We start from the raw sequence: 23,458 nt of genomic DNA, 5'->3' as shown, positions 1-23,458 counted from the left end.
GTGAACGGATGCTGACAGTCGAAAACGCGAATCTGCATTATGGCGCGGCGCAGGCGCTGCGCGGCATCTCCATCAAGGCGGAGATGGGCAAGATCACCTGCGTGCTGGGCCGCAATGGGGTCGGCAAGAGCTCGCTGTTGCGCGCCGTCACCGGGCAGCATCCACTGTCGGCCGGCACCGTCACCTTCAATGATACGAAGCTGAACGGCCTGCCGCCCTTTGCCCGCGCCAAGCAGGGCATCGGCTATGTGCCGCAGGGGCGCGAAATCTTTCCGCTGCTCACCGTGAAGGAAAATCTCGAAACCGGCTTTGCTCCACTTGGCCGCCGCGACCGCAACATTCCCGATGACATTTTCAGCCTGTTCCCGGTGCTGAAGTCGATGCTATCGCGGCGCGGCGGCGATCTTTCCGGCGGGCAGCAGCAACAGCTGGCGATCGGGCGCGCCATGGTGACGCGGCCGAAGATCCTCGTGCTCGACGAGCCGACCGAGGGCATTCAGCCGTCGATCATCAAGGATATCGGCCGGGCGATCCGCTACCTCCGCGAATCCACCGGCATGGCGATCCTGCTCGTCGAACAATATCTGGATTTCTGCCGGGAGCTTGCCGATTACGTCTACATCATGGATCGCGGCGAGATCGTGCATGAAGGGCTGGCGGAGACGCTGGATACGCCGGAAGCCCGTCGTCATCTGACCGTCTGACGGGCAGATGCCGCGTTTTGCGGCAGTGGGAGCCGTACTTCGCCGATCTGCCGCACCTTCCGGGCGGCATGGGAATTGCTTGCTTTCCGTCATCCGCGCAATGAAATGAAAAGCGGTGGCGCGACCGAAAGGGACGAGATGACGATTGCGGTGGCCAGCACGAGACCGCAAAGAGCGGAGGGACGCGGGCATCTGGCGGCAAGGCTGCTCGATGGCCGTACGCGCCTCCGTGAACTCTATCAGGAGGGCGCGGCGAAGATCCGTCTGCCCGATACGTTCGATGCCTCGATGGAAGCCGTCATCATCAATACCGCGGGCGGGCTGACTGGCGGCGACCGGATGGACTGGAACGTCGTTGCCGGCGCCGGCACGAAGATCGACGTCACCACCCAGGCCTGCGAGAAGATCTACAAGGCATCGGCTGGAGCCGCCGAGGTGACGATCCGCATCGAAGTTGGCGCGGGAGCGCGCGTCGACTGGCTGCCGCAGGAAACGATCCTCTTCGACCGCGCTTCTCTTTTCCGCCGGCTCGATGTCGATCTCGACGAGCGCGCCGAATTCCTGGCCGTCGAGGCGGTGCTGCTAGGCCGCAAGGCGATGGGCGAGGCGGTGGAGACGGGGCTCTTTCGCGACCGCTGGCGCATCCGCCGTTCGGGCCGGCTGATCCATGCTGAGGAACTGAAGCTTTCCGAAGGTATTTCGGCGCTGGCTGCGCGCCAGGCCGTGCTTGGCGGGCAGGTCGCGTTTGCGACACTGCTCTATGCCGGGCCGCTGGCGGAAGCCTATCTCGGCAAAGTCCGGCCGCTCGTCGAAGGGTCGATGGGTGGCGCCAGCGCCTGGAACGACAAGCTCGTCGTGCGCCTTGCGGCAGCCGACGGCTTCTCGCTCAGAAAAATCCTGATCCCGGTCATTTCCACCTTGCGCAATGGTGCGCCTGTGCCGAAAGTCTGGAATCTATGAATTTAAGCACGAAGCAGATGGGCACCTAATGAACCTCACTCCCAGAGAAAAAGACAAGCTGCTGATATCGATGGCGGCGATGGTGGCGCGGCGGCGGCTGGAGCGCGGCGTCAAGCTGAACCATCCCGAGGCGATCGCGCTGATCAGCGATTTCGTCGTCGAAGGCGCGCGCGACGGCCGTCCCGTCGCCGAGTTGATGGAGGCCGGCGCCCAAGTGATCGGCCGCCACCAAGTGATGGAAGGCGTTGCCGAGATGATCCACGACGTGCAGGTGGAGGCGACCTTCCCCGACGGGACCAAGCTCGTCACCGTGCACGAACCGATCCGGTGAGGACATAGCATGCTGGAGCTCAGGCCCAATTGCGAATGCTGCAACAAGGATCTGCCGCCGGAAAGTGCGGAGGCGCGGATCTGCACCTATGAATGCACCTTCTGCGCCGATTGCGTGGACGGCGTGCTGAAGGGCGTCTGCCCGAATTGCGGTGGCAACCTCGTCGCCAGGCCCATTCGGCCGGCAGCGATGCTCGCCAAAAATCCTGCGTCGACGAAACGTGTGCTGAAAGCCGAGGGCTGCGCGCCCAGGGCGGCTTAGGGAGAACTCTATGATTCCGGGCGAGATCATTGCCGCAAGCGGCGACATCGAACTCAATGCCGGCGCGCCGACGGTGACGCTGGAAGTTTCCAATACCGGCGACCGGCCGGTGCAGGTTGGCAGCCACTATCATTTCGCCGAGACCAATGCCGGGCTTTCCTTCGACCGCGCGGCGGCGCACGGGAAACGTCTCGATATTCCGGCGGGGACGGCCGTGCGCTTCGAGCCGGGACAGACGCGCTCGGTGACGCTGATCCCGCTTTCCGGCAAGCGCGAGGTCTATGGCTTCCGCCAGCTGGTGATGGGCAAGCTTTAGAACAACGGGAGAGGTGAATGCGTCTGAATATTTGCCTCATTGGGGCGGCGATGCTGTTTGTGGCCGGCGGCGCGTCCGCGCAGGATGTCGATTGCAAGAATCCGCAGACGCAATCGGACATGACCTCCTGCGAAGAGGCGCGCCATGAGGCTGCCGACAAGGCGCTGAACGAACAGTACAAGAAGACGCGTGCCGCCATGGCGGCGATTGACAAGGATCTCGACGGCGACATGAGGGGCGCGGAGAAGGCGCTGGTCAAGGCGCAGCGCGCCTGGATCGACTATCGCGACGCAGAATGCGATGCCTTTGGCTTTCAGGCGCGCGGGGGCACGATGGAGCCGATGCTGGTTGCCGGATGCCTGGCCGAAGAGACGGATAAACGCACGAAAGAGCTGAAACAGCTCGCAGACACGATGAGCAACTAAGGTGATCAGGAAGATCGTAATCGTCGGCAATGGCGAGGTCGGGGAAGGACAGGCAGGCATCATCGATGCCGCCGACTTCGTCATCCGCTTCAATGATTGCCGCTCCTACGGCGGCGGCGGCAGCCGCACGGACGCCGTTGCGGTCTGCAATACCGGCCGGCCGGCAAAGGCAATGCTCGGCTCGCCCGAGTGGCGCGCTCATCCCGGCGTTGTCGCGGCGCGCGAAATCTGGAGCGTGCGCGACCCGGAAAAATTCGCCGCGATGCGGGCGCCGCTTGCCGTCTCGCATCCTGATCTCGACGATTTCTGCGATGATTATACGGATGCGTTCGCTGCCTTCTGCGCGGATGCCGGCAAGACGCATGTCGTCATCGGCAAGGCGCTCCACGAGGCCGCCGACGCCTCGCTTTCGGCCTTTGCGCCGGCGCCCTATGTGGTGCCGAGCAGCGGCATGATCGTCATCGCCGAGGTGCTGGGCAAATATACCGAGGCCGAGGTGATGCTGGCCGGCTTCGGTCACGCTGGCTGGGAATGGCACCCGTTTGCCGCCGAACGACAGCTTGTCGATGGTTATATTGCCGCCGGCCGCCTCAGGCGGCTCGGCGGAAAAACGCTTGTCTCTTCCTCCTACGGAGCCTGATGGATGCCCTATAAGATCTCGCGCGCCGCCTATGCCGGCATGTTCGGACCGACCACCGGCGACAAGGTGCGCCTTGCCGATACGGAGCTCTTTATCGAGATCGAGAAGGATTTCACCACCTATGGCGAGGAGGTGAAGTTCGGCGGCGGCAAGGTGATCCGCGATGGCATGGGCCAGAGCCAGGTGACGCGGGCGGACGGCGCGGTCGATACCGTCATCACCAATGCGGTGATCGTCGATCATTCCGGCATCTACAAGGCCGATATCGGGCTGAAGAGCGGACGCATCGTCGCGATCGGCAAGGCGGGCAATCCTGACATGCAGCCGGGCGTCAATATTATTGTCGGCCCGGGCACGGAGGCGATCGCCGCCGAAGGCAAGATCGTTACTGCGGGCGGCATGGACAGCCATATCCACTTCATCGCGCCGCAGCAGATCGAAGAAGCGCTGATGTCTGGCATGACCTGCATGCTCGGCGGCGGCACTGGGCCGGCGCATGGCACGCTTGCCACCACCTGTACGCCAGGCCCCTGGCATCTCGCCCGCATGATCGAGGCGGCGGACGCCTTCCCGATGAACCTTGCCTTTGCTGGTAAGGGCAATGCCTCGCTGCCGGGAGCATTGACCGAAATGGTGCTGGCCGGCGCCACCTCGCTGAAGCTGCACGAAGACTGGGGCACGACGCCCGGCGCCATCGACTGCTGCCTGTCGGTCGCCGACGAATACGACGTGCAGGTGATGATCCACACCGATACGCTGAACGAAAGCGGCTTCGTCGAGGATACGATCGGCGCCATCAAGGGCCGCACCATCCATGCCTTCCACACGGAAGGGGCGGGCGGCGGCCATGCGCCCGATATCATCAAGATCTGCGGCCAATCGAACGTCATCCCGTCGTCCACCAATCCGACGCGGCCCTATACGGTCAACACCATCGCCGAGCATCTGGACATGCTGATGGTCTGCCATCACCTGTCGCCATCGATCCCCGAGGATATCGCCTTTGCCGAAAGCCGTATCCGCAAGGAGACGATTGCGGCGGAAGACATCCTGCATGATATCGGCGCCTTCTCGATCATCTCGTCCGATAGCCAGGCCATGGGCCGTGTCGGCGAGGTGGCGATCCGCACCTGGCAGACGGCCGACAAGATGAAGCGCCAACGCGGCCGGCTGAAGGAGGAAAAGGGCGATAACGACAATTTCCGCGTCCGCCGCTATATCGCCAAATACACGATCAATCCGGCGATCGCCCACGGTCTCAGCCATGAGATCGGCTCGGTCGAGGTCGGCAAGCGCGCCGACCTCGTGCTCTGGAACCCAGCCTTCTTCGGCGTGAAGCCCGACATGGTGCTGCTCGGCGGCTCGATTGCCGCCGCCCCGATGGGCGATCCGAACGCCTCGATCCCGACGCCGCAGCCGGTGCATTATCGGCCGATGTTCGCCTCGTATGGCAAGAGCCTCACCAATTCCTCCGTCACCTTCGTCAGCCAGGCCTCGCTCGACACCGGCCTGAAGAGCCGGCTCGGTGTCGGCAAGGAACTCGTGGCGGTGAAGAATACGCGCGGCGGCATCTCCAAGGCATCGATGATCCACAATGACCTGACGCCGGAGATCGAAGTCGATCCGGAGACCTATGAAGTCAGGGCGAACGGCGAACTGCTGACCTGCGAGCCAGCGACGGTGCTGCCGATGGCGCAGCGCTATTTCCTGTTTTAGGCCAGCATCCGTGCATGCGCGGCGGCTGATGAGGACGGGCGTCCGCTGGCTGTTGCGGGCCCTATTCCTGCTTCTGATGCTGGCAGCGGGCGGGACCTTCATTCCCCGGCCGCTGATTGCTCCGGTCAAGGCGTCGTCCGCGGCGCCAACCCACCGGGTGCTTCTGCTGTCGGGACCAATCCATACCGATATTGCCATTCCGCTCGATGCGGAGACTCGGGCTGGCTTTTCCTTTCTCGACGATCCCGATTTTCCGCTCGATCACCCGAATGCGGAATGGCTCGTGGTCGGCTGGGGCGGCCGCGCCTTCTATCTGGAAACACCGACCTGGGCTGAGCTGAAGCCGCTACCGGTGCTACGGGCGCTGACGATCGACCGTTCGGTGCTGCATGTCGATCTCGCCGGCCATATTGCCGAGCCGCAGCCAGATGTTACCGCATTCGATATTGGTGACGATGAATTGGCGCGGCTGCGCCAATTCATCGCGGACAGCTTCGTCCGCAATGCGGGCGAGATCGCGCCGATCCCGGATGCCGGTTACGGGGAGATCGATCGGTTTTTCGAAGCCAAGGGATACTTCAATGCCCTCTTCGGCTGCAACACCTGGACTGCCGCTGCACTCCGTTCGGCGGGGCTTCGAACTGGCTTATGGAACCCGCTTCCACAATCATTGCGATTGTCTATTGGTGTCTACAATTGACGCACCGGCCGGCCTGTCCGCGCTTAAACGAAATTGTGAACGGAACTCTCTGTCCGGTTGTAAAAATCACTAGGAAAACCCAAGTTTTTTTCAGTTACACCATTCTGAAACAGCCCAGCGCAAGAACTCAAGAAAGCTATTATAGATCAGTCGATTAGCTGCTTCCGTGCTCTGTTCGATTCAGGGATTGGAGACTTGCAGCCCCTGCTAGAAAAAATCTCTCCACCGAATCGTCTGAAATCGTTCAAATTTTAGCGAGTCGATTAAGACACCCGCAGCAATTGCGCTCTTATCAATGCCTTGAAACGCCGGGCGGGAAGGTCGATTCTCATGAGGAACTGGATGTCGCTGCAGGCCGATTTTGGCGATTTTCAATATCGCAGGCACGTCTATGTCTTTGCGTTGAAGATGAGCTTTCTTGCCGTCATTTTCTCCGGCGTCATCATTGCGCTGACGATACCGCCACTTGGTTTTCTCGGGCTGCTGCCGGTGACCCTTTCGCAGGCGATCGGCTTCGGCGCCATTTTTTCCTGGCTTGTCGGTGGCACGGTTTCCGGAATGCTGTCGCTGGCCACAGGCTTCACCATGCATGAGCTGACGCTATCGCGGGCAAAGTTCGAAAAGCTCAGCCGCACGGATACCCTCTCCGGCCTGTTGAACCGGCGCGCCTTCACCGAGGCGCTGGATCGGATCGAAGGCGACGCCTCGCTCGTCATTTTCGACGTCGACCGTTTCAAGGCGATCAATGATCGCTTCGGCCATGCCTGCGGCGATGCGGTTATCACGGCGGTTTCGGCGGTGCTGATCACCGCCTTCGACGAATCGTCCGTCGTTGCGCGCCTTGGTGGCGAGGAATTCGGCGTCATCGTCTCCGGCGAACCGCTGGAGAAACGGTTGGAGCGGATCCAGGTCGTGCAGGCCGATATCGCCGGCAGGCCGCTTGTGGCCGATGGGAACCATATTGCCATCACCATTTCTGGCGGCGTGGCCGATCTCATTCCTGGGCGCAACAAGCAGCAGGTTTATGCCTCGGCCGACCGGGCGCTTTATCTCGCCAAGGCGCTCGGACGCAATCGCGTCGTGCACGAGAGGGAGGGGCTGCATCATGCCTGGCACGGACTTGCTGAAGCTGGTCCCGACGCGGAGGGCAGGCGACAGGGCAGCGACAACGTGATGCAGGCCTACGGGATATAAAAGCCAAGCTGCCAACGAAAGGCCATTGGTGCTTGCATCGGCAAGAGCTATTTTGCATGGTCGTCCTTTCAGCAAAACGGACATGTCATGCAGCGCGTTACCTCCTATCTTCCTGCCGGAACCCCGTCCTCCCATCCGACCGCCCAGGTCAAGCTGCCGCATGATCTGCGGCATCTGCGCCGCAAGCTGCTGCATCTGGAAAATGGCGAGATGGTCATGCTCGACCTCAAGGATCCGGTGCTCTTCGCCAATGGCGACCTGCTTGTGCGCGAAGACGGCGAACTGATCGAGATCCTTGCGGCCGACGAGAAACTCTTCGAGATTCGCGGACGCGACCGCACGCATCTCATTGAGCTCGCCTGGCACCTCGGCAATCGGCATCTAGCCGCCCAGATCGAGGAAGATCGCATCGTTATCCTGCGCGACCATGTCATCCGCACCATGCTGCAGGGACTCGGCGCCGCCGTGCTCGATATCGAAGAGCCCTTCCAGCCGGCACGTGGAGCCTATCATTCCCATGGCGGACATTCGCATGACCATGGGCATGCTCATCATGACCACGGGCACAATTATAACGCTGGGCATGACCATGATCACACGCATGATCACACCTGCGACCATGATCACGACCATGGTCATGGGGACGGGCATCACGGCCACAAACACGACTGAGGCTCGATGAGCGAAGATCGTGAATTGCAGGCATTGCTGCGCCTCACCGCATGGCTTTCACCGGCCTTTCCGATCGGCAGTTTTGCTTATTCGGGCGGGTTGGAGCGAGCGGTGGCCGATGGGCTCGTCACCGATGCGGCTTCGCTTGCGGACTGGATCGGCACGCTGATCGGCCATGGTTCGGTCTGGAACGATGCGGTGCTTCTGACTGAGAGCCACAGGCGCCAGGCCGAGGCTCCAGCCCTTGCCGAAGTCGCTGCGCTTGCCGAAGCGCTTGCCGGATCGCGTGAGCGCCATCAGGAAACGATGCTGCTCGGCGAGGCCTTCCTCTTGGCGGCGCGAGCCTGGCCGGATGAGGTTTTCGAAAGGCTGCCCGGCAAGACCGCCTACCCCATCGCGGTCGGAGCGGTTGCGGGCGCCCATGGCATAAGACCGGAGAAGGTGCTCGCGGTCTTTCTGCATGCTTATGCCTCGCAGGCGGTTTCAGCAGGCATCCGACTTGGCGTCGCCGGGCAGAGGGATGGCGTTGCCATACTTGCCGGGCTTGAAGAGCAGATTGCCGGGATCGCGCGGCAGGCGGCAGCCTCAACCCTCGACGATCTCGGTGCGGCGACGGTGCAGACCGATATCGCCAGCTTGCGCCACGAAACCCAGACGACCAGGCTTTTCCGCTCGTAACCTACCAAATTATCCCGCAACTGCGTCATTTGACGGTGGCGCATGCCGGCGGCCTCGCTATCATCGGAATCCTATTGGAGTACGATATATGAAATCACGAAACGGACCTCTGCGCGTCGGCATCGGCGGACCGGTCGGCTCGGGCAAGACGGCGCTGACGGAAAAGCTCTGCAAGGCGATGCGCGACGACTATTCCGTCGCTGTCGTCACCAACGACATCTACACGACCGAGGATGCCGAGGCGTTGGTGCGCATGCAGGCACTGCCTTCGGACCGCATCGTCGGCGTCGAGACGGGCGGCTGCCCCCATACCGCCATTCGCGAGGATGCGACGATCAATCTTCAGGCGATCGCCGGCCTCAATGAGCGGATTCCCGATCTCGACGTCGTCTTCATCGAATCCGGCGGGGACAATCTGGCGGCAACCTTTTCGCCGGATCTCGCCGATATCACCATCTATGTCATCTCCGTCTGCCAGGGCGAGGAAATCCCGCGCAAAGGCGGACCCGGCATCACCCGCTCGGATCTGCTCGTCATCAACAAGAAGGATCTGGCTCCCTTTGTCGGCGCCGATCTGGAGGTGATGGACCGGGATGCGACGCGCATGCGCGCCTCACGCCCCTTCGTCTTCTCCGACATGAAGCGCGGCGACGGCGTCAGCTCGATAGTTAGTTTCTTGAGAGAGCAGGGCGGGCTTTAAGGGGCAGGTCCGCCGCATCGGGCTGACGGTGGCGAGGGTGGCCAAACAAAAACGGGCCGGGAGATCGCTCCCGGCGCCGTAGTTTGTTGACAAAAAACTCGCGCCGTCATCCTCGGCCTTGTGCCGAGGATCTGCGCACCTCCAATTAAGAAACTGAAAACAAATGCTTTTCTGTCAAGCAATTGCCGTGGTTAGATGCTCGGCACAAGGCCGAGCATGACCGAGGAAGCTGGGAGATCGCTCCCGGCCCGTTTCGTTTCCTGAGGCTTTGCTCACTCCGCGGCAAACGGCGGCAGGCGGAGCACGTTGGTGTCGTTGGCGCTTTTGCGCTTGCTTTCGGGCTTTTCCATCGCGGTCAGGCGCTCGTCGAGCGAGTCGATGTCGCTGCGGTTCTCGCGGGTGACGCGGGTGAGATCTTCGCGTGACAGCGGAAGGTCCTCCTCGTCCTTCCTGCCGACCAGGCGGCCGAACATCCAGCCGAGCAGGCGGGACAGATCGTCCATGATCAGGAAGAAGGAAGGTACGACGACGAGCGAAAGCACCGTCGAGACGATGATGCCGCCGATCACCGCGATCGCCATCGGCGCGCGGAATGAGCCGCCTTCGCCGACGCCGAGCGCGGAAGGCAGCATGCCTGCCGACATGGCAATCGAGGTCATGATGATCGGCCGGGCGCGTTTGCGGCCGGCTTCGACCATGGCTTCGACCCGCGTCATGCCCTGATGGCGCATCTCGATCGCGAAATCCACGAGCAGGATGGCGTTTTTGGTAACGATACCCATCAGCATCAGAATGCCGATCATCACGGGCATGGACAGCGGATTGCTGGTGATGATGAGGGCTGCGGCGACGCCGCCGATGGCGAGCGGCAGCGAGAACAGGATGGTGAAGGGCTGGATCACGTCCTTGAAGAGCAGGATCAGCACCGTCAGCACAAGCAGGAGGCCCATCAACATGGCGTTGACAAAGCTCTGCTGCATCTCGGTCTGCACCTTGGTATCGCCGCTTTCGGCAAGATGCACCGCCGCCGGGATTTTGGCCTCGTTGACGATCTCGCGGAAACGGGCCGATGCCGTATCGAGGGCCACGCCCTGCGGCAGGTCGGACCCGATCGAGACGACGCGGTAGCGGTTGTTGCGCTTGATCGAGCTTACGCCTTCGGAATAGTCGATATTGGCGACGCTCGAAAGCGGAACGGTGCCGCCGCTGGCGGTCTGGATCTTCAGCGCCCGGATCGCCGCGAGATCGCGCCGCATGTCGAGCGCCGCCTGCACGCGGATCGGGATCTGGCGATCGTCGAGCGAGATTTTGGCGAGAGCCGCGTCCACATCGCCGATGGTGGCGACGCGGATCGTCTCGGAAATCTGCTGCGGTGTGATGCCAAGGCGGGCGGCCTCGTCCTTGCGCGGGTAGACCTGCAGTTCCGGACGGGGCAGGGCGCCGTCGGCGCTGACGTTTGCCAGCAACGGATCGGCGCGCAGCTTGGATTCCAGGATGCCGACGGCGTCGTTCAGGTCCTTCTCGTTCTTGGAAAGGAAGTTGAAGGAGAGGTCGCGTTCGCCGCGGTCGTTGAGCTTGAGGATATGGACGTCGGGAATATCGCGCAGCTTAGCGAAGACTTCCTTTTCAATGTCCCATTGCGGACGTTCACGGCCGTGAACTTCGACCTTCGGCAGCATCGGGCCGATGACCGGGATGCGGCCGAGCACATCGTTGACCACCTTCTTGACCAACGACTGGTCGAGCTTGTCGAGCGCGAGCGTGATCGTCGCGCGGCGCAGTTCGAGTTCGCCCTTCGGCGATGCGCCGCCGAGTACGAAGACGCTTTCGACGCCGTTGATGTCCTTGACCCTGTCATAGATCGCATCGGTCGTCTTCTCGGTGTCGTCAAGCCGCGCATTCGGCGGCAGTTCGACGGAGAGAACGATACGCGAGGCGTCTTCCGGCGGCAGGAAGCTGCCTGGCACGAACATGAATAGCGATATGACCGAACCAACCGTGAAGAGGAGGGCCACAATCAACGTCGTATAACGCCAATACCACTTGCGAGTCGTGCCGGTGACAAGGCGCGTATAGCCCTTCATCAGCAGGCTGTCATTGTCATGATGGTCGTCGACGCCATCCTCGGCGCGCATGAGATAGGCGGCCATCATCGGCGTGATCAGGCGCGCCACCATCAGCGAGAAGAAGACGGAGAAAGCGACGGTCAGGCCGAACTGGATGAAGTACTGGCCGGGAATGCCGGGCATGAAGGAAACCGGCACGAAGACGGCGATGATGGTGAAAGTGGTGGCGATGACGGCGAGGCCGATTTCATCAGCCGCCTCGATCGCCGCCCGATAGGGCGTCTTGCCCATCTTGATGTGGCGGGCGATGTTTTCGATTTCGACGATTGCATCGTCGACGAGGATGCCGGTTGCCAGCGTCAAGGCAAGGAAGCTGACGAGGTTTAGCGAGAAGCCCATCATGTCCATGACCCAGAAGGTCGGGATCGCGGAGAGGGGGAGGGCGATCGCCGAGATCAGCGTCGCACGCCAGTTCCGGAGGAACAGCAGGACGACGATGACGGCGAGCAGCGCGCCTTCGAGCAGCGTATGGATGGCGGCTTCGTAATTGCCGTAGGTGAAATAAACCGAATCGTCGATCATCTCGATCTTCACATTCGGGTTGTCGGCTCTGACCTTGTCGAGGCTCTGCGCCACGGTTTCGGCGACGCTGACCTCGCTGGCGCCCTTCGAACGGAAGACACCAAATGTGACAACAGGCGTGTCGTTGAAGCGCGAGAAGGATTTCGGCTCCTCATAAGTGTCCTTGATGACGCCGAGGTCGGACAGCTTGACGAAACGGCCGTTCGGCAGCGCGATCGTCGTGTCGGCGAGTTCGGCGACATTGCGGGCGTCGCCGAGAACGCGGATCGCCTGTTCGCTGCCCGCCACCTGGCCGCGGCCGGAGCCGAGGTCAACGTTGGTGCCGCGCAGCTGCTGGTTCACGCTTGCGGCGGTGATGCCATGGGCATCGAGTTTGGCGGGGGTGAGCTCGATGCGCACTTCACGCTCGGCGCCGCCGTAGCGATCGACGCGACCGATGCCGGCCTGGCCCTGCAGCGCGCGCTTGATCGTATCGTCGACGAACCAGGAGAGTTCTTCCAGCGACATGTCGGGCGACGACACCGCGAAGGTCTGGATTGCCTGACCTTCGACATCGACTTTGGTGACGATCGGCGTTTCGGCTGTCGCCGGCAGATCGCTGCGGATGCGATCGATCGCATCCTTGACGTCCTGCACGGCCTGTTCCGTCGGCACTTCCATGCGGAACATGACGTTGGTCTGCGAGCTGCCGTCGGTCACCGTTGACTGGATTTCGTCGATGCCGGTGATCGAGGCGATCGCGTCTTCGATCTCCTTCGTCACCTGCATTTCCAGTTCGGCCGGCGAAGCGCCGCTCTGCGTCACGCTGATCGAAACCAACGGCACGTCAATGTTCGGGAAGCGGGTGATCGGCAGCGTGTTGAAGGACTGGATGCCGATGAATATCAACAGGCAGAAGGCCAGCAGCGGCGCGATCGGATTTCGAATGGACCAGGCTGAAAAATTCATCGAATGGTCTCTTTAGTTGGAAGCCGCGGGCTGTTCACGCACCGGCGTGATGTGGTCGCCGTCGCGGACATAAGCACCCGCTTTGGCCACGACCTCATCGCCGCTCTTCAATCCCTGAACGATCTCGACATAGGCGCCGTCCTGGATGCCGGTCTCGATCTTGGCGAATTTTACCACTCCATCCTCGACCTTGCGGGCCGATGAGCCTTCATTGCCCGTCAGGACCGCGGTCAGGGGAAGCGATACGCCTTGTGTCTCGCGCACGACGATTTCAGCGCTGCCATACATGCCGGAGCGCGCCTTGCTGTCATCGTCGATGGAGATATGGACGAGGCCGAGGCGGGTGGTGGGATCGACTGTCGGCGACACCAGGCGCACGGCGCCGGAAAGCTTCTCGCGGCTGCCGGACAGCGAAATCGTCGCCTTCTGGCCGGCCATGATCCTGACGATGTCACTTTCGGCGACTTCGGCGACAAGCTCGATATCGCCGTCCCGGATGAGGGTGAACAGCGGATCGCCGTTGCCGGCGGCAATGGCGCCGACCTTGGCGTTCTTGGCCGCGATCGTGCCGGCGACCGGCGTCTTCACGTCAGTGCGGGCAAGCTTCAGATCCGCATCGGCGATCTGGCTGTCGAAGACCTTGAGATCGGCTTCGGCGACTTCAATCGCCTGCTCGGCGGAAACGACGCGGGCATTGGCGGCGGCGGCGGTCGCATCGGCCTGTTCGACCTGGGCGGTGGAAACGGTGCCCTTCTTGCCCATTTCCTGAGCGCGGGCCTGTTGCTGCCTGGCCTGTTCGGCGTTGGCCTGGGCTTCGATGAGTTGGGCGCGCAGCTGAGCAAGGCTTGCCTCGCCTTTGGCCTTCGTCGCCATCATCTGGCTTTTCTCTAATACCAACGCATCATCGTTCAGGGTCGCCAGCGTGCTATCGGCCTGAACCTTGTCGCCAACATCGGCTTTCAGCGTGCGGATCGACAGTCCCTCGACCTGCGGTTGGATATAGACCTCCTCGACGGGCTTAACCGTTCCGGTGCCGATGACACGGTCGACGAGAGTGCGGTTTGTCGCTGTGGTAACGACGATGGCCGGCAGGTTCTGCTGCGGTTTTGCGACCGGCGCTTCCTGCGAAAATGCGGTGGATGCAGCCAGTGCCGCTGCAAAAAGGGTGGATGCACCTAAAAATCCGTTCGGCCTGCGTGCCATGCGTCGTCGTCCAATCTTGTAACAAGGTTGGCCGAACTCGCGCGTCTGTCCTTCAGCTCGCGACCAGGCCACTGCCTTTCCTGCATTCTCAAGGGTATCCGCACATCATTGCCGTCTTCATCCCTCGCCGGCAAATCGGCTTCTAATTGGTATCGATTTGCTCGATATGCAAGCCCGGCAGAAAACAATTCCCCATGAGCCGATAATAATTACCATCAGAACCTGAATCAATCACCGAAGGGTTATGCGAGCATGACGATGATTGATCCTGGCTCTACCCGAATGACGTTTGACGCCCGACAAATGCGACAGCTGCCCGGTGTTTTTTTATGAAAGCAGGAAAAATATGAAACGCGCGGAGACCTTCTCCGCGCGTTCGCCCTGCAATGTTGCCGCGATTACTTGGAAGCAGCGTCGGTAATGTCGTGCGTCCAGGCGCCCGAAGGTTCCTTGCTGATAATCTTCTGGTCGAGCAGCGCCTTTGCGGTGCGGGCATAGAGCGCTTCGTCCAGCTTGCCGGAGCCGTCGCCGACGAGCTTGGCGACTTCGCCCATCATGCGCTTCTGGTGGTTCTCGTCCTGGCCGCCATTGTCCATGACGATCTCGGCAGCTTCATCAGGGTTTTCGGTCGCGTACTTCCAGCCCTTCATCGAGGCGCGGACGAACTTGACCATTTTCTCCTTGAAGGCCGGATCCTTCAGCTTGTCTTCCATCGCGTAGAGGCCGTCTTCCAGGAGGTCGTTGCCCATCGCGGTATAGTTGAAGACCGTCAGTTCCTCCGGCTTGAAGCCGGCATCGATCGCCTGCCAGTATTCATTATAGGTCATGACGGAGATGCAGTCGGCCTGCTTCTGGACGAGCGGCTGCACGTCGAAGCTCTGCTTCAGCACGGTGACGCCGTTCGGGCCGCCTTCGGTGGAGAGGCCGAGCTTGTTCATCCAGGCGAAGAAGGGATACTCGTTGCCGAAGAACCAGACACCGAGCGTATGCCCCTTGAAGTCGGCCTCGGTTTTAACAGGGCCGTCCTTGCGGCAGATCATTTCCAGGCCCGACTTCTGATAGGGCTGGGCGATGTTGACGAGCGGAACACCCTTCTCGCGGGCAACGAGAGCGCCGCCCATCCAGTCGACGATGACATCGGCGCCGCCGCCGGCGATCACCTGCTCGGGGGCGATATCGGGACCGCCCGGCTTGATGTCGACGTCCAGGCCCTCTTCCTTGTAGAAGCCCTTGTCCTTAGCGACGTAGTAACCGCCGAACTGGCCCTGCGTCACCCATTTCAACTGCAGCACGACCTTGTCGGCGGCCATCGCGTGCGCGGCGGCCAGCGTCATGGCGCTCGCCGTCATTGCAACCATCAACTTTTTCATTTTCTTTTCCTTACCCTCTGAAGTTATGCCCGAACCCCATTTGCGAGGCCCGTGCGCGCCTAGCCACCACGGATAGACGGATGCCAGAATGTCACCGCCCGTTCCGTCAGGGCGATGATGCCATAGAAAATCGAGCCGGCCAGCGCCGCAACGGCGATTTCCGCCCAAACCATGTCGACATTCATGCGGCCGATCTCGGTGGAGATGCGAAAGCCCATGCCGACGATCGGCGTCCCGAAGAATTCGGCAACGATGGCACCAATCAGCGCCAGCGTCGAGTTGATCTTCAGTGCGTTGAAAATGAAGGGCATGGCCGCCGGAAGCTTGAGCTTCAGCAGCGTCTGCCAGTCGCTCGATGCATAGGTGCGCATCAGGTCGCGTTCCATGCTGCCGGAGGCGGCAAGGCCGGCGACGGTGTTCACCAGCATCGGGAAGAAGGTCATGATGATGACGACTGCGGCCTTCGACGGCCAGTCGAAGCCGAACCACATGACCATGACGGGGGCGATGCCGATGATCGGCAGGGCTGAGACCATATTGCCGATCGGCAGCAGGCCGCGGCGCAGGAAGGCGACGCGATCGGCCAGCACCGCGACGATGAAGCCGCTAAGGCAGCCGATGATATAGCCGATCAATACCGCCTTGAAGATGGTCTGTCTGACGTCGTCGCCGAGGATCGGCAGGGAAGCCATGATACGGGCGCCGATGGCGCTCGGTGGCGGCAGGATGATGAAGGGAATGCCGGCGCCGCGCGTTGCCGTCTCCCAGAGGATGAGGATCCAGGCGCCGAAAATTGCCGGGATCAGCAGTTGCAGCGCCGATTTGCCGAAGGCGGTGACGGGCTGCTGTTTCGATAGCTCGGTGACACATCGCCAAGCCAGCAGCCAGCAAGCGAAGAGCAGCAGGAAGAAAGCCCGCGTCGCCATGCCCTCGTTGCCGGAGAGGGTGGACAGCAGCATCCAGGCGGCGCCATGGGCGCCGATGAACAGCACGGTGGCGCGGTAGGCCAGCGGCTGTGGCGCGAAGGACAGCAGTGCGGCGGCGGCGACGATGATGAAGACGAGGCTCGCCGTACCGTCCGTGAAGGGCCGTGCCGCCCCCTCGGCCAGCAGCGGCAGGGTGATCAGCGCTGCAAGGCAGAGGAGGAGGGCGGTCACGCCCTGCCAGGAGAAGGTCAGGTGTCTCATGCCGGCCTCCCGCCCATCGCGCGCTCGACGATCTTGGCGGCAAGGCCGACGATTGCAACCAGGATACCCGCCAGCAGCGATCCGGCGACCAAGGCCGCCCAGATATCGATAGTCTGGCTGTAATAGGAGCCGGCAAGCAGCTTCGAACCGATGCCGGCGGTGGCCCCGGTCGGCAGCTCGCCGACGATAGCGCCGACCAGGCTTGCGGCAATCGCGACCTTCATCGAGGTGAAGACGAAGGGGATCGAGGCAGGGACACGCAATTTCCAGAAAGTCTGCATTGGGCTCGCATAATAGGTGCGCATCAGATCGAGATGCATGATCTCGGGCGACCGCAACCCCTTCACCATGCCGACGGCAACAGGGAAGAAGGAGAGGTAGGTGGAGATCAGCGCCTTGGAGACCAGACGGGACGCGTCGGAATCGAGGTTGAGGAGGTGGGCCAGCGCATTGTCGCCGGTCAGCACATTATAGGAGATGATGACGATCATCGGCGCGATGGCAAGGATCGGAATGGTCTGGCTCGCCACAAGCCAGGGCATCAACGATCGGTCCATAGCGCGATTGTGAACGATCAGCACCGCAAGAAGGATGCCGAGCAGCATACCGAATCCGAAACCGAGCAGGGTGGAGGAGAGCGTCACCCAGCTGTGATAGACGAGGCTGCGATTGCTCGAAAGGCTGCGCAGCACGGTATTCTCGTAGACGTTCTGCGCCACCTGATGCGGCGCCGGCAGGATCGGCTTCGGCTGCGCCAGCGTCTTGCCGATGAATTCCATCGTGGTCGGCGTGACGCCGGCGCGGCTGTCCATGTCACGCTGGAACGGCGCGTTCATGAGGATGGCGGCGACATACCAGATGGCGATGAGGGCGACCAGGATGGTGGTGACGGGGACGATCTTGTTTTTGAGGGTATCGGGTTTCATAGGGTCTGCCCCCATTTTGGGGCATCGAATGCGTAGCCACCCCCCTCTGCCCTGCCGGGCATCTCCCCCACAAGGGGGGAGATTGGCAAGCGGATAGCGCATCGGTCCCCCGTTCTCCGACGCTGGATTAGGGGGCTTTGATTGTTTGGGGAAGCCGGTTCGGCATATCGATCTCCCCCCTTGTGGGGGAGATGCCCGGCAGGGCAGAGGGGGGTAACCCTCGGAGTCAACCGCCTAAACCTCATGGCTATGCCCCGTCCTCAGCCCCTCGCGGACGCGGTGGGCGATTTCCAGGAATTCGGGGGTGTCGCGGATGTCGAGCGGGCGCTCGGCCGGCAAGGTGGAGTCGATCACGTCGGTGACGCGGCCGGGGCGCGGCGACATCACCACGATCTTGGTCGAGAGGTAGACAGCCTCGGGGATGGAGTGGGTGACGAAGCAGATCGTCTTGTTGGTGCGGGCCCAGAGTTTCAGCAGTTCTTCGTTCAGATGGTCGCGGACGATCTCGTCGAGCGCGCCGAAGGGTTCGTCCATCAATAGCAGGTCGGCGTCGAAGGCGAGCGCGCGGGCGATCGAGGCCCGTTGCTGCATGCCACCGGAGAGCTGCCAGGGGAATTTCTTTTCGAAGCCGGAAAGACCGACGAGGTCGAGCGCCTCGGCGATGCGCCTCGTCCGATCAGCGCCGCCATAACCCATGATCTCCAAGGGCAGAGCGATATTGTTTTCGATGGTGCGCCAGGGGTAGAGCGCCGGCGCCTGGAAGACATAGCCGTAGGCGCGGGCCTTGCGGGCCTCTGCCGGCGTCATGCCGTTGATCGAGATCTCGCCTGATGTGCTCTTCTCGAGATCGGCGATGACGCGGAGGAAAGTGGTCTTGCCGCAGCCGGAGGGGCCGATGAAAGAGACGAAATCGCCCTTGCGGACGTCGAGATTGACATTGCTCAGCGCCCGCACCGGGCCGTCATTCGCCTGGTAGGTGAGACAGAGGTCCTTGGCGGACACGACGGAGGGTGCTTGCATCAATGCGACCGATCTTGTTTTCCCCGCCGGAAGGCGGTTTGCATGTTACCATCGCTGCCGGCTTTGCCGGCGGCACAATTCTTGGAGGAAGAAAATGGACGCGACATCAAAACCCACCTGCCACATCGTTCGCCCCAGGCACGCCTATGGCGGCAAACAGGGGCTCAACTATTTTGAAGGGATAGCGGCCGAGACCGTCGGCGCCAGCGGCATCTGCATGCACCTCCTGACGATACCGCCCGGCGTGCGTGCCAAGGCGCACCTGCACGAGGCGCATGAGACGGCGATCTACGTGCTCTCCGGCGAGGCCCATACCTGGTACGGCGAGCGGCTGGAGCATCACGTCATCACCCATGCCGGCGAGCTCTTCTACATCCCGGCCGGCGTGCCGCATATGCCGGCGAACCTCAGCGGCACCCCCTGCACGGCGGTGATCGCCCGCACCGATCCGCACGAGCAGGAAAGCGTCGTGCTTCTGCCTGATTTGGACGCGCTGGTGCCGGCGTGAGGTCATCCGCATGGAGACGCCGTTCCCCGGTTGATGGCCGTATCGTTATGCGCCATCGTCATACGCCGGTTGCCGGGATGCCCGCGCGTTCCACCTTGCGCGGAGAGGTGATCTCCTTCCAGGTGGACAGCGCCTTGCTGACGGCTGTGACCGGTTCGCGCCTGACGAACTCGCCGTGGCCCTCGCGGGTCTTGATCGTGCTTTCCTCGATCGCCACCACGCCGCGCGTCACCGTGAAGCGCGGCAGGCCAGTCACTTCTTTGCCTTCGAAGACGTTGTAGTCGATCGCCGATTGCTGGCTCTTGGATGAGATGACCTTCGAACGGTTCGGGTCCCAGACGACGATATCGGCATCGGCGCCGACGAGGATCGCGCCCTTCTTCGGATAGATGTTGAGGATCTTGGCGATGTTGGTCGAGGTAACGGCGACGAATTCGTTCATCGTCAGCCTGCCGGTGTTGACACCGTGTGTCCAGAGCATCGGCATGCGATCTTCCAGGCCGCCGGTGCCGTTCGGGATCTTGGTAAAGTCACCGACGCCGAATCGTTTTTGCGCGGTAGTGAAGGCGCAGTGATCGGTCGCAACCACCTGCAGCGAACCGGAGGCAAGTCCGGCCCAGAGCGAGTCCTGATGTTGCTTGCTGCGGAAGGGCGGCGACATGACGCGGCGGGCGGCATGATCCCAGTCGGGATTGGAATATTCGCTCTCGTCGAGCGTCAGGTGCTGGATCAGCGGTTCGCCATAGACGCGCATGCCCTTGGCGCGCGCCCGACGGATCGCCTCATGCGCCTGTTCGCAGGAGGTATGGACGATATAGACAGGGCAACCGGCCATGTCGGCGATCATGATGGCGCGGTTGGTGGCTTCGCCCTCGACTTCGGCGGGTCGGGAATAGGCATGCGCCTCGGGGCCGTTATTGCCTTCGGCGAGCAGCTTTGCCGACATCGAGGCGACGACGTCGCCGTTTTCGGCATGCACCAGCGGCAGCGCGCCGAGTTCGGCGCAGCGCTGGAACGACGCGAACATCTCGTCATCGTCGACCATCAGCGCGCCTTTGTAGGCCATGAAATGCTTGAAGGTGTTGATGCCCTTGTCGCGAACGATGGTCTCCATCTCCTTGAAGACCTGCTCGCTCCACCAGGTGACCGCCATGTGGAAGGAATAGTCGCAATTGGCCCGCGTCGACTTGTTGTCCCACATGGTCAGCGCTTCGAGCAGCGACTGGCCGGGGGCGGGAAGGGCGAAGTCGACCACCATGGTCGTGCCGCCGGAAAGCGCCGCGCGCGTGCCGCTCTCGAAATCGTCGGAGGAATAGGTGCCCATGAAGGGCATTTCGAGATGGGTGTGCGGGTCGATGCCGCCGGGCATGACGTAACAGCCGGAGGCATCGAGGGCCTCCTCGCCTGAGAGGTTCGGACCGATTTCGACGATCTTGCCGCCGTCGATCTTGACGTCCGCCTTGTAGGTGAGGTCGGCGGTGACGATGGTGCCGTTCTTGATGACTGTGGTCATGGCTGCTGTTCCTCTTCCCTGCGATCTTGTTGCTGTTATTGCTCGGCTGCCATCGTGGGCGCGCCACTTCGCAGGAGCGCCGCACCCTGGGCGATAAAGCTGTAGACGGCCTGCTCGCTCAATTCATCGCGCGCGTCATGCTCTTCCTCATAGTACCAGTCGGGTTGGTCAACGACATCAGCGCCGCCGACTGACAATGACCAAAAACCATCGCTTTCGCGAAAGTAGAAATCCTTGCCATCGATCAGCCCGGTCGACTGGATGGGCTGGCTGCCCTTGGGACGTTCGATCAGTATGCCGGGCTCGGAGGGGCCGAGTTCGATTCGAACAACGCCGGACCCAGGTCCATAGAGAGAGTAGGTTTGGTGGGGCGCATCTGACTCGCGGTCATCTGAATTGGCCAGTTGAACACCAGAAGGTTTATATCGCCAAAAGCTCGATATTTGCGAAAGCCTGATCCGCTCGCCTGCTGCATTGATGCCAATACAGAAGATCTGCACGCTAGGGACGTCACCCCATGGTCCTTCGCTCACCGGAGTCACATTGGCGGTGGCCCATGCGAAGTCGTCGGCAGTCCGCTGGTTATAGAACTTAAAAGCATCAGCATAATCGAGATAGGTCGTTGGCAAATCGGACGCCATCACGCCACGATCTCCGCCGTCTCGACCACCGCATGGAACAGCACATCGGCACCCGCCGTCGCCCATTCCTTGGAAATCTCTTCCGCCTCGTTGTGGCTGAGCCCGCCGACACAGGGACACATGACCATGGTGGCAGGCGCGACCTTGGCGGCCCAGCAGGCGTCGTGGCCGGCGCCGGAGATGAGGTTCATGTGGGTGTAGCCGAGCCGTTCGGCGGCGGAGCGGACGGAGGTGACGAGTTTTTCGTCGAAGGTGACCGGTGCGAAATGGCCGATCGCCTCGATGGAACAGCCGACGCCCAGCGCATCGCAGATGCCAGGGGCTTCGGCCTCGATCTTCGCCCGCATGCGGTCGAGCTTGACCTTATCGGGCGAGCGGATGTCGACGGTGAAGACGACCTTGCCCGGTAGCACGTTGCGGGAATTCGGCGAGAAGAACACCTGGCCGACGCCGCCGACGGCGCCCGGCTGTTCGCCCATCGCGACGGTCTGCACCATTTCCAGGATGCGTGACATGGCAAGGCCGGCATTGACGCGCATGTTCATCGGCGTCGAGCCGGTATGGGCTTCCTTGCCGGTCAGCGTGAATTCCAGCCACCACAGGCCCTGACAGTGGGTGACGACGCCGATCTGCTTGTCTTCGGCTTCGAGGATCGGACCCTGCTCGATATGATATTCGAAATAGGCGTGCATCTTGCGGGCGCCGACCTCTTCGTCGCCGACCCAGCCGATGCGCTTCAGTTCGTCGCCGAAGAGATTACCCTCGGGATCCCTGCGGTTATAGGCGAAGTCAAGGCTGTGCACGCCGGCGAAGACGCCTGAAGCGAGCATGGCCGGTGCAAAACGCGCGCCTTCCTCGTTCGTCCAGTTGGTGACGACGATCGGATGCTTGGTCTTGATGCCGAGGTCGTTCATGGTGCGCACGACTTCAAGCGCCGAGAGCACGCCAAGCACGCCGTCATATTTGCCGCCGGTCGGCTGGGTGTCGAGATGCGAGCCGACATAGACCGGCAGGGCATCGGGATCGGTGCCGGGGCGGGTGGCGAACATCGTGCCCATTTGGTCGACGCCCATCGTCAGGCCGGCTTCGTCGCACCATGTCTTGAAGAGGCTGCGGCCTTCGGCATCCGAATCCGTCAGCGTCTGGCGATTGTTGCCGCCGGCAACGCCGGGGCCGATTTTCGCCATGTCCATGAGACTGTCCCAGAGACGGTCGCCATTGACGCGCATGTTCTCGCCTGGTGCTGCCACCATTCTTCAAGCCCTCACCTGTTTGCGGCAGTCATGCAAGGGGCATGCCCACCTGTTCCCATGGTCCTTTCCCGCGCCTGTTGTTGGTTTTGTCGAGCGCCGGAAAATCGCCAGTTGCCTTTGTTTTTCATCTGGCGGATATTTGACCGATTGGTAAACATTACAACTTCCACCGCGGGGCTCAAGACGAAAATCACAAAATTTGCCGATAAAAATGCGGGCAGTTGCTCAAGAAAGCGGCAGGGGCCGCCTCTGCCGAAACTTGAGGGAAGAAGTTGAATATCAAGGGGAAACAATAGCCGATGGCTATTCCGAGAGCAGCGAAGACCCTGAGGCGAACGCGAATCCAGGAGGAGAAGGAAGAGCAGATTCTGGAGGCGGCGCTCGACGTGTTTTCGGCACGCGGCTTTCGCGGTTCGACCATCGACCAGATCGCCGAAGTCGCGGGCATGTCGAAACCCAATCTGCTTTATTATTTCCGCACCAAGGAAGCGATGCACCGGGCGCTGATCGACCGGGTCCTCTATACCTGGCTGGAGCCGCTGCGGGCCTTCGACGCCGAGGGCAATCCGGAAGAAGAAATCCGCAGCTACATCAGGCGCAAGCTGGAGATGGCGCGCGATTTTCCGCGCGAGAGCCGGCTGTTCGCCAATGAGGTGCTGCAGGGCGCACCGCATATCGAGGACGAATTGAAGGGGCCGCTGAAGCAACTGGTCGACGAGAAGGCGGAGGTCATCCGCGCCTGGACGAAATCAGGCAAGATCGTCGAATGCGACCCCTACCACCTGATCTTCTCGATCTGGTCGACGACGCAGCATTATGCCGACTTCGACGTCCAGGTGCGCGCGGTGCTGGGGCAGGAGCATGCCGGCGAAGGGCGCTTCGAGGATGCTGCGCGGTTTCTGGAGCAACTTTTTATTAGCGGGCTGCGGCCGGAGGGTGGCTAA

General features: G+C 61.8%; 24 protein-coding genes. 15 read left to right on the top strand and 9 right to left on the bottom strand.

What is annotated here, in order from left to right; all coding sequences use genetic code 11:
• Positions 1 to 8 precede the first annotated feature (8 nt).
• The 13 genes from urtE to ureG all read left to right on the top strand — a co-directional run bounded on the left by urtE (position 9) and on the right by ureG (position 9,297).
• Positions 9 to 704 (top strand): urea ABC transporter ATP-binding subunit UrtE, encoded by a 696-nt coding sequence (gene urtE / locus Tal182_RS18035; RefSeq protein WP_085860979.1) that lies wholly within the window; start codon positions 9 to 11, stop codon positions 702 to 704.
• A gap of 138 nt (positions 705 to 842) precedes the next feature.
• A complete protein-coding gene (locus Tal182_RS18030; RefSeq protein WP_085860978.1) occupies positions 843 to 1,664 on the top strand; it encodes an urease accessory protein UreD in 822 nt (273 codons plus the stop codon).
• Positions 1,665 to 1,692: 28 nt separating this feature from the next.
• On the top strand, positions 1,693 to 1,995 hold the full coding sequence (locus Tal182_RS18025) for an urease subunit gamma (RefSeq protein ID WP_085860304.1): 303 nt from the start codon (positions 1,693 to 1,695) through the stop codon (positions 1,993 to 1,995).
• 9 nt (positions 1,996 to 2,004) lie between these two features.
• Entirely contained in the window at positions 2,005 to 2,256 is a 252-nt protein-coding gene (locus tag Tal182_RS18020; RefSeq protein WP_085860303.1) for a DUF1272 domain-containing protein, read from the top strand.
• A gap of 10 nt (positions 2,257 to 2,266) precedes the next feature.
• Positions 2,267 to 2,572: an urease subunit beta gene (locus tag Tal182_RS18015; protein WP_003542314.1), complete on the top strand. Its 306-nt coding sequence runs from the start codon at positions 2,267 to 2,269 to the stop codon at positions 2,570 to 2,572.
• A 17-nt stretch (positions 2,573 to 2,589) separates the two neighbouring features.
• Positions 2,590 to 2,997 (top strand): lysozyme inhibitor LprI family protein, encoded by a 408-nt coding sequence (locus Tal182_RS18010; protein ID WP_064804513.1) that lies wholly within the window; start codon positions 2,590 to 2,592, stop codon positions 2,995 to 2,997.
• Position 2,998: 1 nt separating this feature from the next.
• Entirely contained in the window at positions 2,999 to 3,637 is a 639-nt protein-coding gene (locus tag Tal182_RS18005) for a Urease operon accessory protein (RefSeq protein WP_085860302.1), read from the top strand.
• 3 nt (positions 3,638 to 3,640) lie between these two features.
• The gene (gene ureC / locus Tal182_RS18000) at positions 3,641 to 5,353 is read left to right on the top strand and encodes an urease subunit alpha (RefSeq protein ID WP_085860301.1); all 1,713 of its coding nucleotides are present in this window, start codon (positions 3,641 to 3,643) and stop codon (positions 5,351 to 5,353) included.
• Between the two features lie 28 nt (positions 5,354 to 5,381).
• Positions 5,382 to 6,053, top strand: a complete 672-nt coding sequence (locus Tal182_RS17995) for a TIGR02117 family protein (RefSeq protein WP_085860300.1) — start codon at positions 5,382 to 5,384, stop codon at positions 6,051 to 6,053.
• Positions 6,054 to 6,383: 330 nt separating this feature from the next.
• A complete protein-coding gene (locus tag Tal182_RS17990) occupies positions 6,384 to 7,247 on the top strand; it encodes a GGDEF domain-containing protein (RefSeq protein ID WP_085860299.1) in 864 nt (287 codons plus the stop codon).
• 87 nt (positions 7,248 to 7,334) lie between these two features.
• Positions 7,335 to 7,919, top strand: a complete 585-nt coding sequence (gene ureE / locus Tal182_RS17985; protein ID WP_085860298.1) for an urease accessory protein UreE — start codon at positions 7,335 to 7,337, stop codon at positions 7,917 to 7,919.
• 6 nt (positions 7,920 to 7,925) lie between these two features.
• Positions 7,926 to 8,597, top strand: a complete 672-nt coding sequence (locus Tal182_RS17980; protein WP_085860297.1) for an urease accessory protein UreF — start codon at positions 7,926 to 7,928, stop codon at positions 8,595 to 8,597.
• A gap of 88 nt (positions 8,598 to 8,685) precedes the next feature.
• Complete coding sequence (gene ureG, locus Tal182_RS17975) at positions 8,686 to 9,297, top strand: urease accessory protein UreG (protein ID WP_085860296.1); 612 nt, start codon at positions 8,686 to 8,688, stop codon at positions 9,295 to 9,297.
• A 272-nt stretch (positions 9,298 to 9,569) separates the two neighbouring features.
• On the opposite strand, the gene Tal182_RS17970 is transcribed toward ureG, so the two are convergent.
• From Tal182_RS17970 to Tal182_RS17940, 6 genes are all read right to left on the bottom strand, one after another.
• Positions 9,570 to 12,893 (bottom strand): efflux RND transporter permease subunit, encoded by a 3,324-nt coding sequence (locus tag Tal182_RS17970; protein WP_085860295.1) that lies wholly within the window; start codon positions 12,891 to 12,893, stop codon positions 9,570 to 9,572.
• Positions 12,894 to 12,905: 12 nt separating this feature from the next.
• The gene (locus Tal182_RS17965; protein ID WP_037140980.1) at positions 12,906 to 14,096 is read right to left on the bottom strand and encodes an efflux RND transporter periplasmic adaptor subunit; all 1,191 of its coding nucleotides are present in this window, start codon (positions 14,094 to 14,096) and stop codon (positions 12,906 to 12,908) included.
• A gap of 398 nt (positions 14,097 to 14,494) precedes the next feature.
• Entirely contained in the window at positions 14,495 to 15,466 is a 972-nt protein-coding gene (locus Tal182_RS17960) for an ABC transporter substrate-binding protein (protein ID WP_085860294.1), read from the bottom strand.
• Positions 15,467 to 15,525: 59 nt separating this feature from the next.
• The gene (locus Tal182_RS17955; protein WP_085860293.1) at positions 15,526 to 16,653 is read right to left on the bottom strand and encodes an ABC transporter permease; all 1,128 of its coding nucleotides are present in this window, start codon (positions 16,651 to 16,653) and stop codon (positions 15,526 to 15,528) included.
• Positions 16,650 to 17,579 carry an ABC transporter permease gene (locus tag Tal182_RS17950; protein WP_085860292.1) on the bottom strand — a complete coding sequence of 310 codons (930 nt, stop codon included), beginning with the start codon at positions 17,577 to 17,579 and terminating at the stop codon, positions 16,650 to 16,652. The genes Tal182_RS17955 and Tal182_RS17950 overlap by 4 nt, the downstream gene beginning before the upstream one ends.
• Positions 17,580 to 17,813: 234 nt before the next feature.
• On the bottom strand, positions 17,814 to 18,599 hold the full coding sequence (locus Tal182_RS17940; protein ID WP_085860290.1) for an ABC transporter ATP-binding protein: 786 nt from the start codon (positions 18,597 to 18,599) through the stop codon (positions 17,814 to 17,816).
• A 94-nt stretch (positions 18,600 to 18,693) separates the two neighbouring features.
• On the opposite strand from Tal182_RS17940, the gene Tal182_RS17935 reads away from it, so the two are divergent.
• A complete protein-coding gene (locus tag Tal182_RS17935; RefSeq protein ID WP_085860289.1) occupies positions 18,694 to 19,107 on the top strand; it encodes a cupin domain-containing protein in 414 nt (137 codons plus the stop codon).
• Positions 19,108 to 19,165: 58 nt separating this feature from the next.
• Here Tal182_RS17935 and hydA read toward each other — a convergent pair whose 3' ends face one another.
• From hydA to Tal182_RS17920, 3 genes are read right to left on the bottom strand one after another with little or no spacing between them, the layout of a single operon-like run.
• The gene (gene hydA / locus Tal182_RS17930; protein ID WP_085860288.1) at positions 19,166 to 20,620 is read right to left on the bottom strand and encodes a dihydropyrimidinase; all 1,455 of its coding nucleotides are present in this window, start codon (positions 20,618 to 20,620) and stop codon (positions 19,166 to 19,168) included.
• Between the two features lie 35 nt (positions 20,621 to 20,655).
• Complete coding sequence (locus tag Tal182_RS17925; RefSeq protein WP_085860287.1) at positions 20,656 to 21,261, bottom strand: hypothetical protein; 606 nt, start codon at positions 21,259 to 21,261, stop codon at positions 20,656 to 20,658.
• Entirely contained in the window at positions 21,261 to 22,514 is a 1,254-nt protein-coding gene (locus Tal182_RS17920) for a Zn-dependent hydrolase (RefSeq protein ID WP_085860286.1), read from the bottom strand. The genes Tal182_RS17925 and Tal182_RS17920 overlap by 1 nt, the downstream gene beginning before the upstream one ends.
• A 299-nt stretch (positions 22,515 to 22,813) precedes the next feature.
• On the opposite strand from Tal182_RS17920, the gene Tal182_RS17915 reads away from it, so the two are divergent.
• On the top strand, positions 22,814 to 23,458 hold the full coding sequence (locus Tal182_RS17915; RefSeq protein WP_085860285.1) for a TetR family transcriptional regulator C-terminal domain-containing protein: 645 nt from the start codon (positions 22,814 to 22,816) through the stop codon (positions 23,456 to 23,458).

It is taken from the genome of Rhizobium sp. TAL182 (assembly GCF_002117725.1).
GTDB classification, from domain to species: Bacteria; Pseudomonadota; Alphaproteobacteria; order Rhizobiales; family Rhizobiaceae; genus Rhizobium; species Rhizobium esperanzae.
This window is presented reverse-complemented; position numbering and strand designations above follow the sequence as displayed.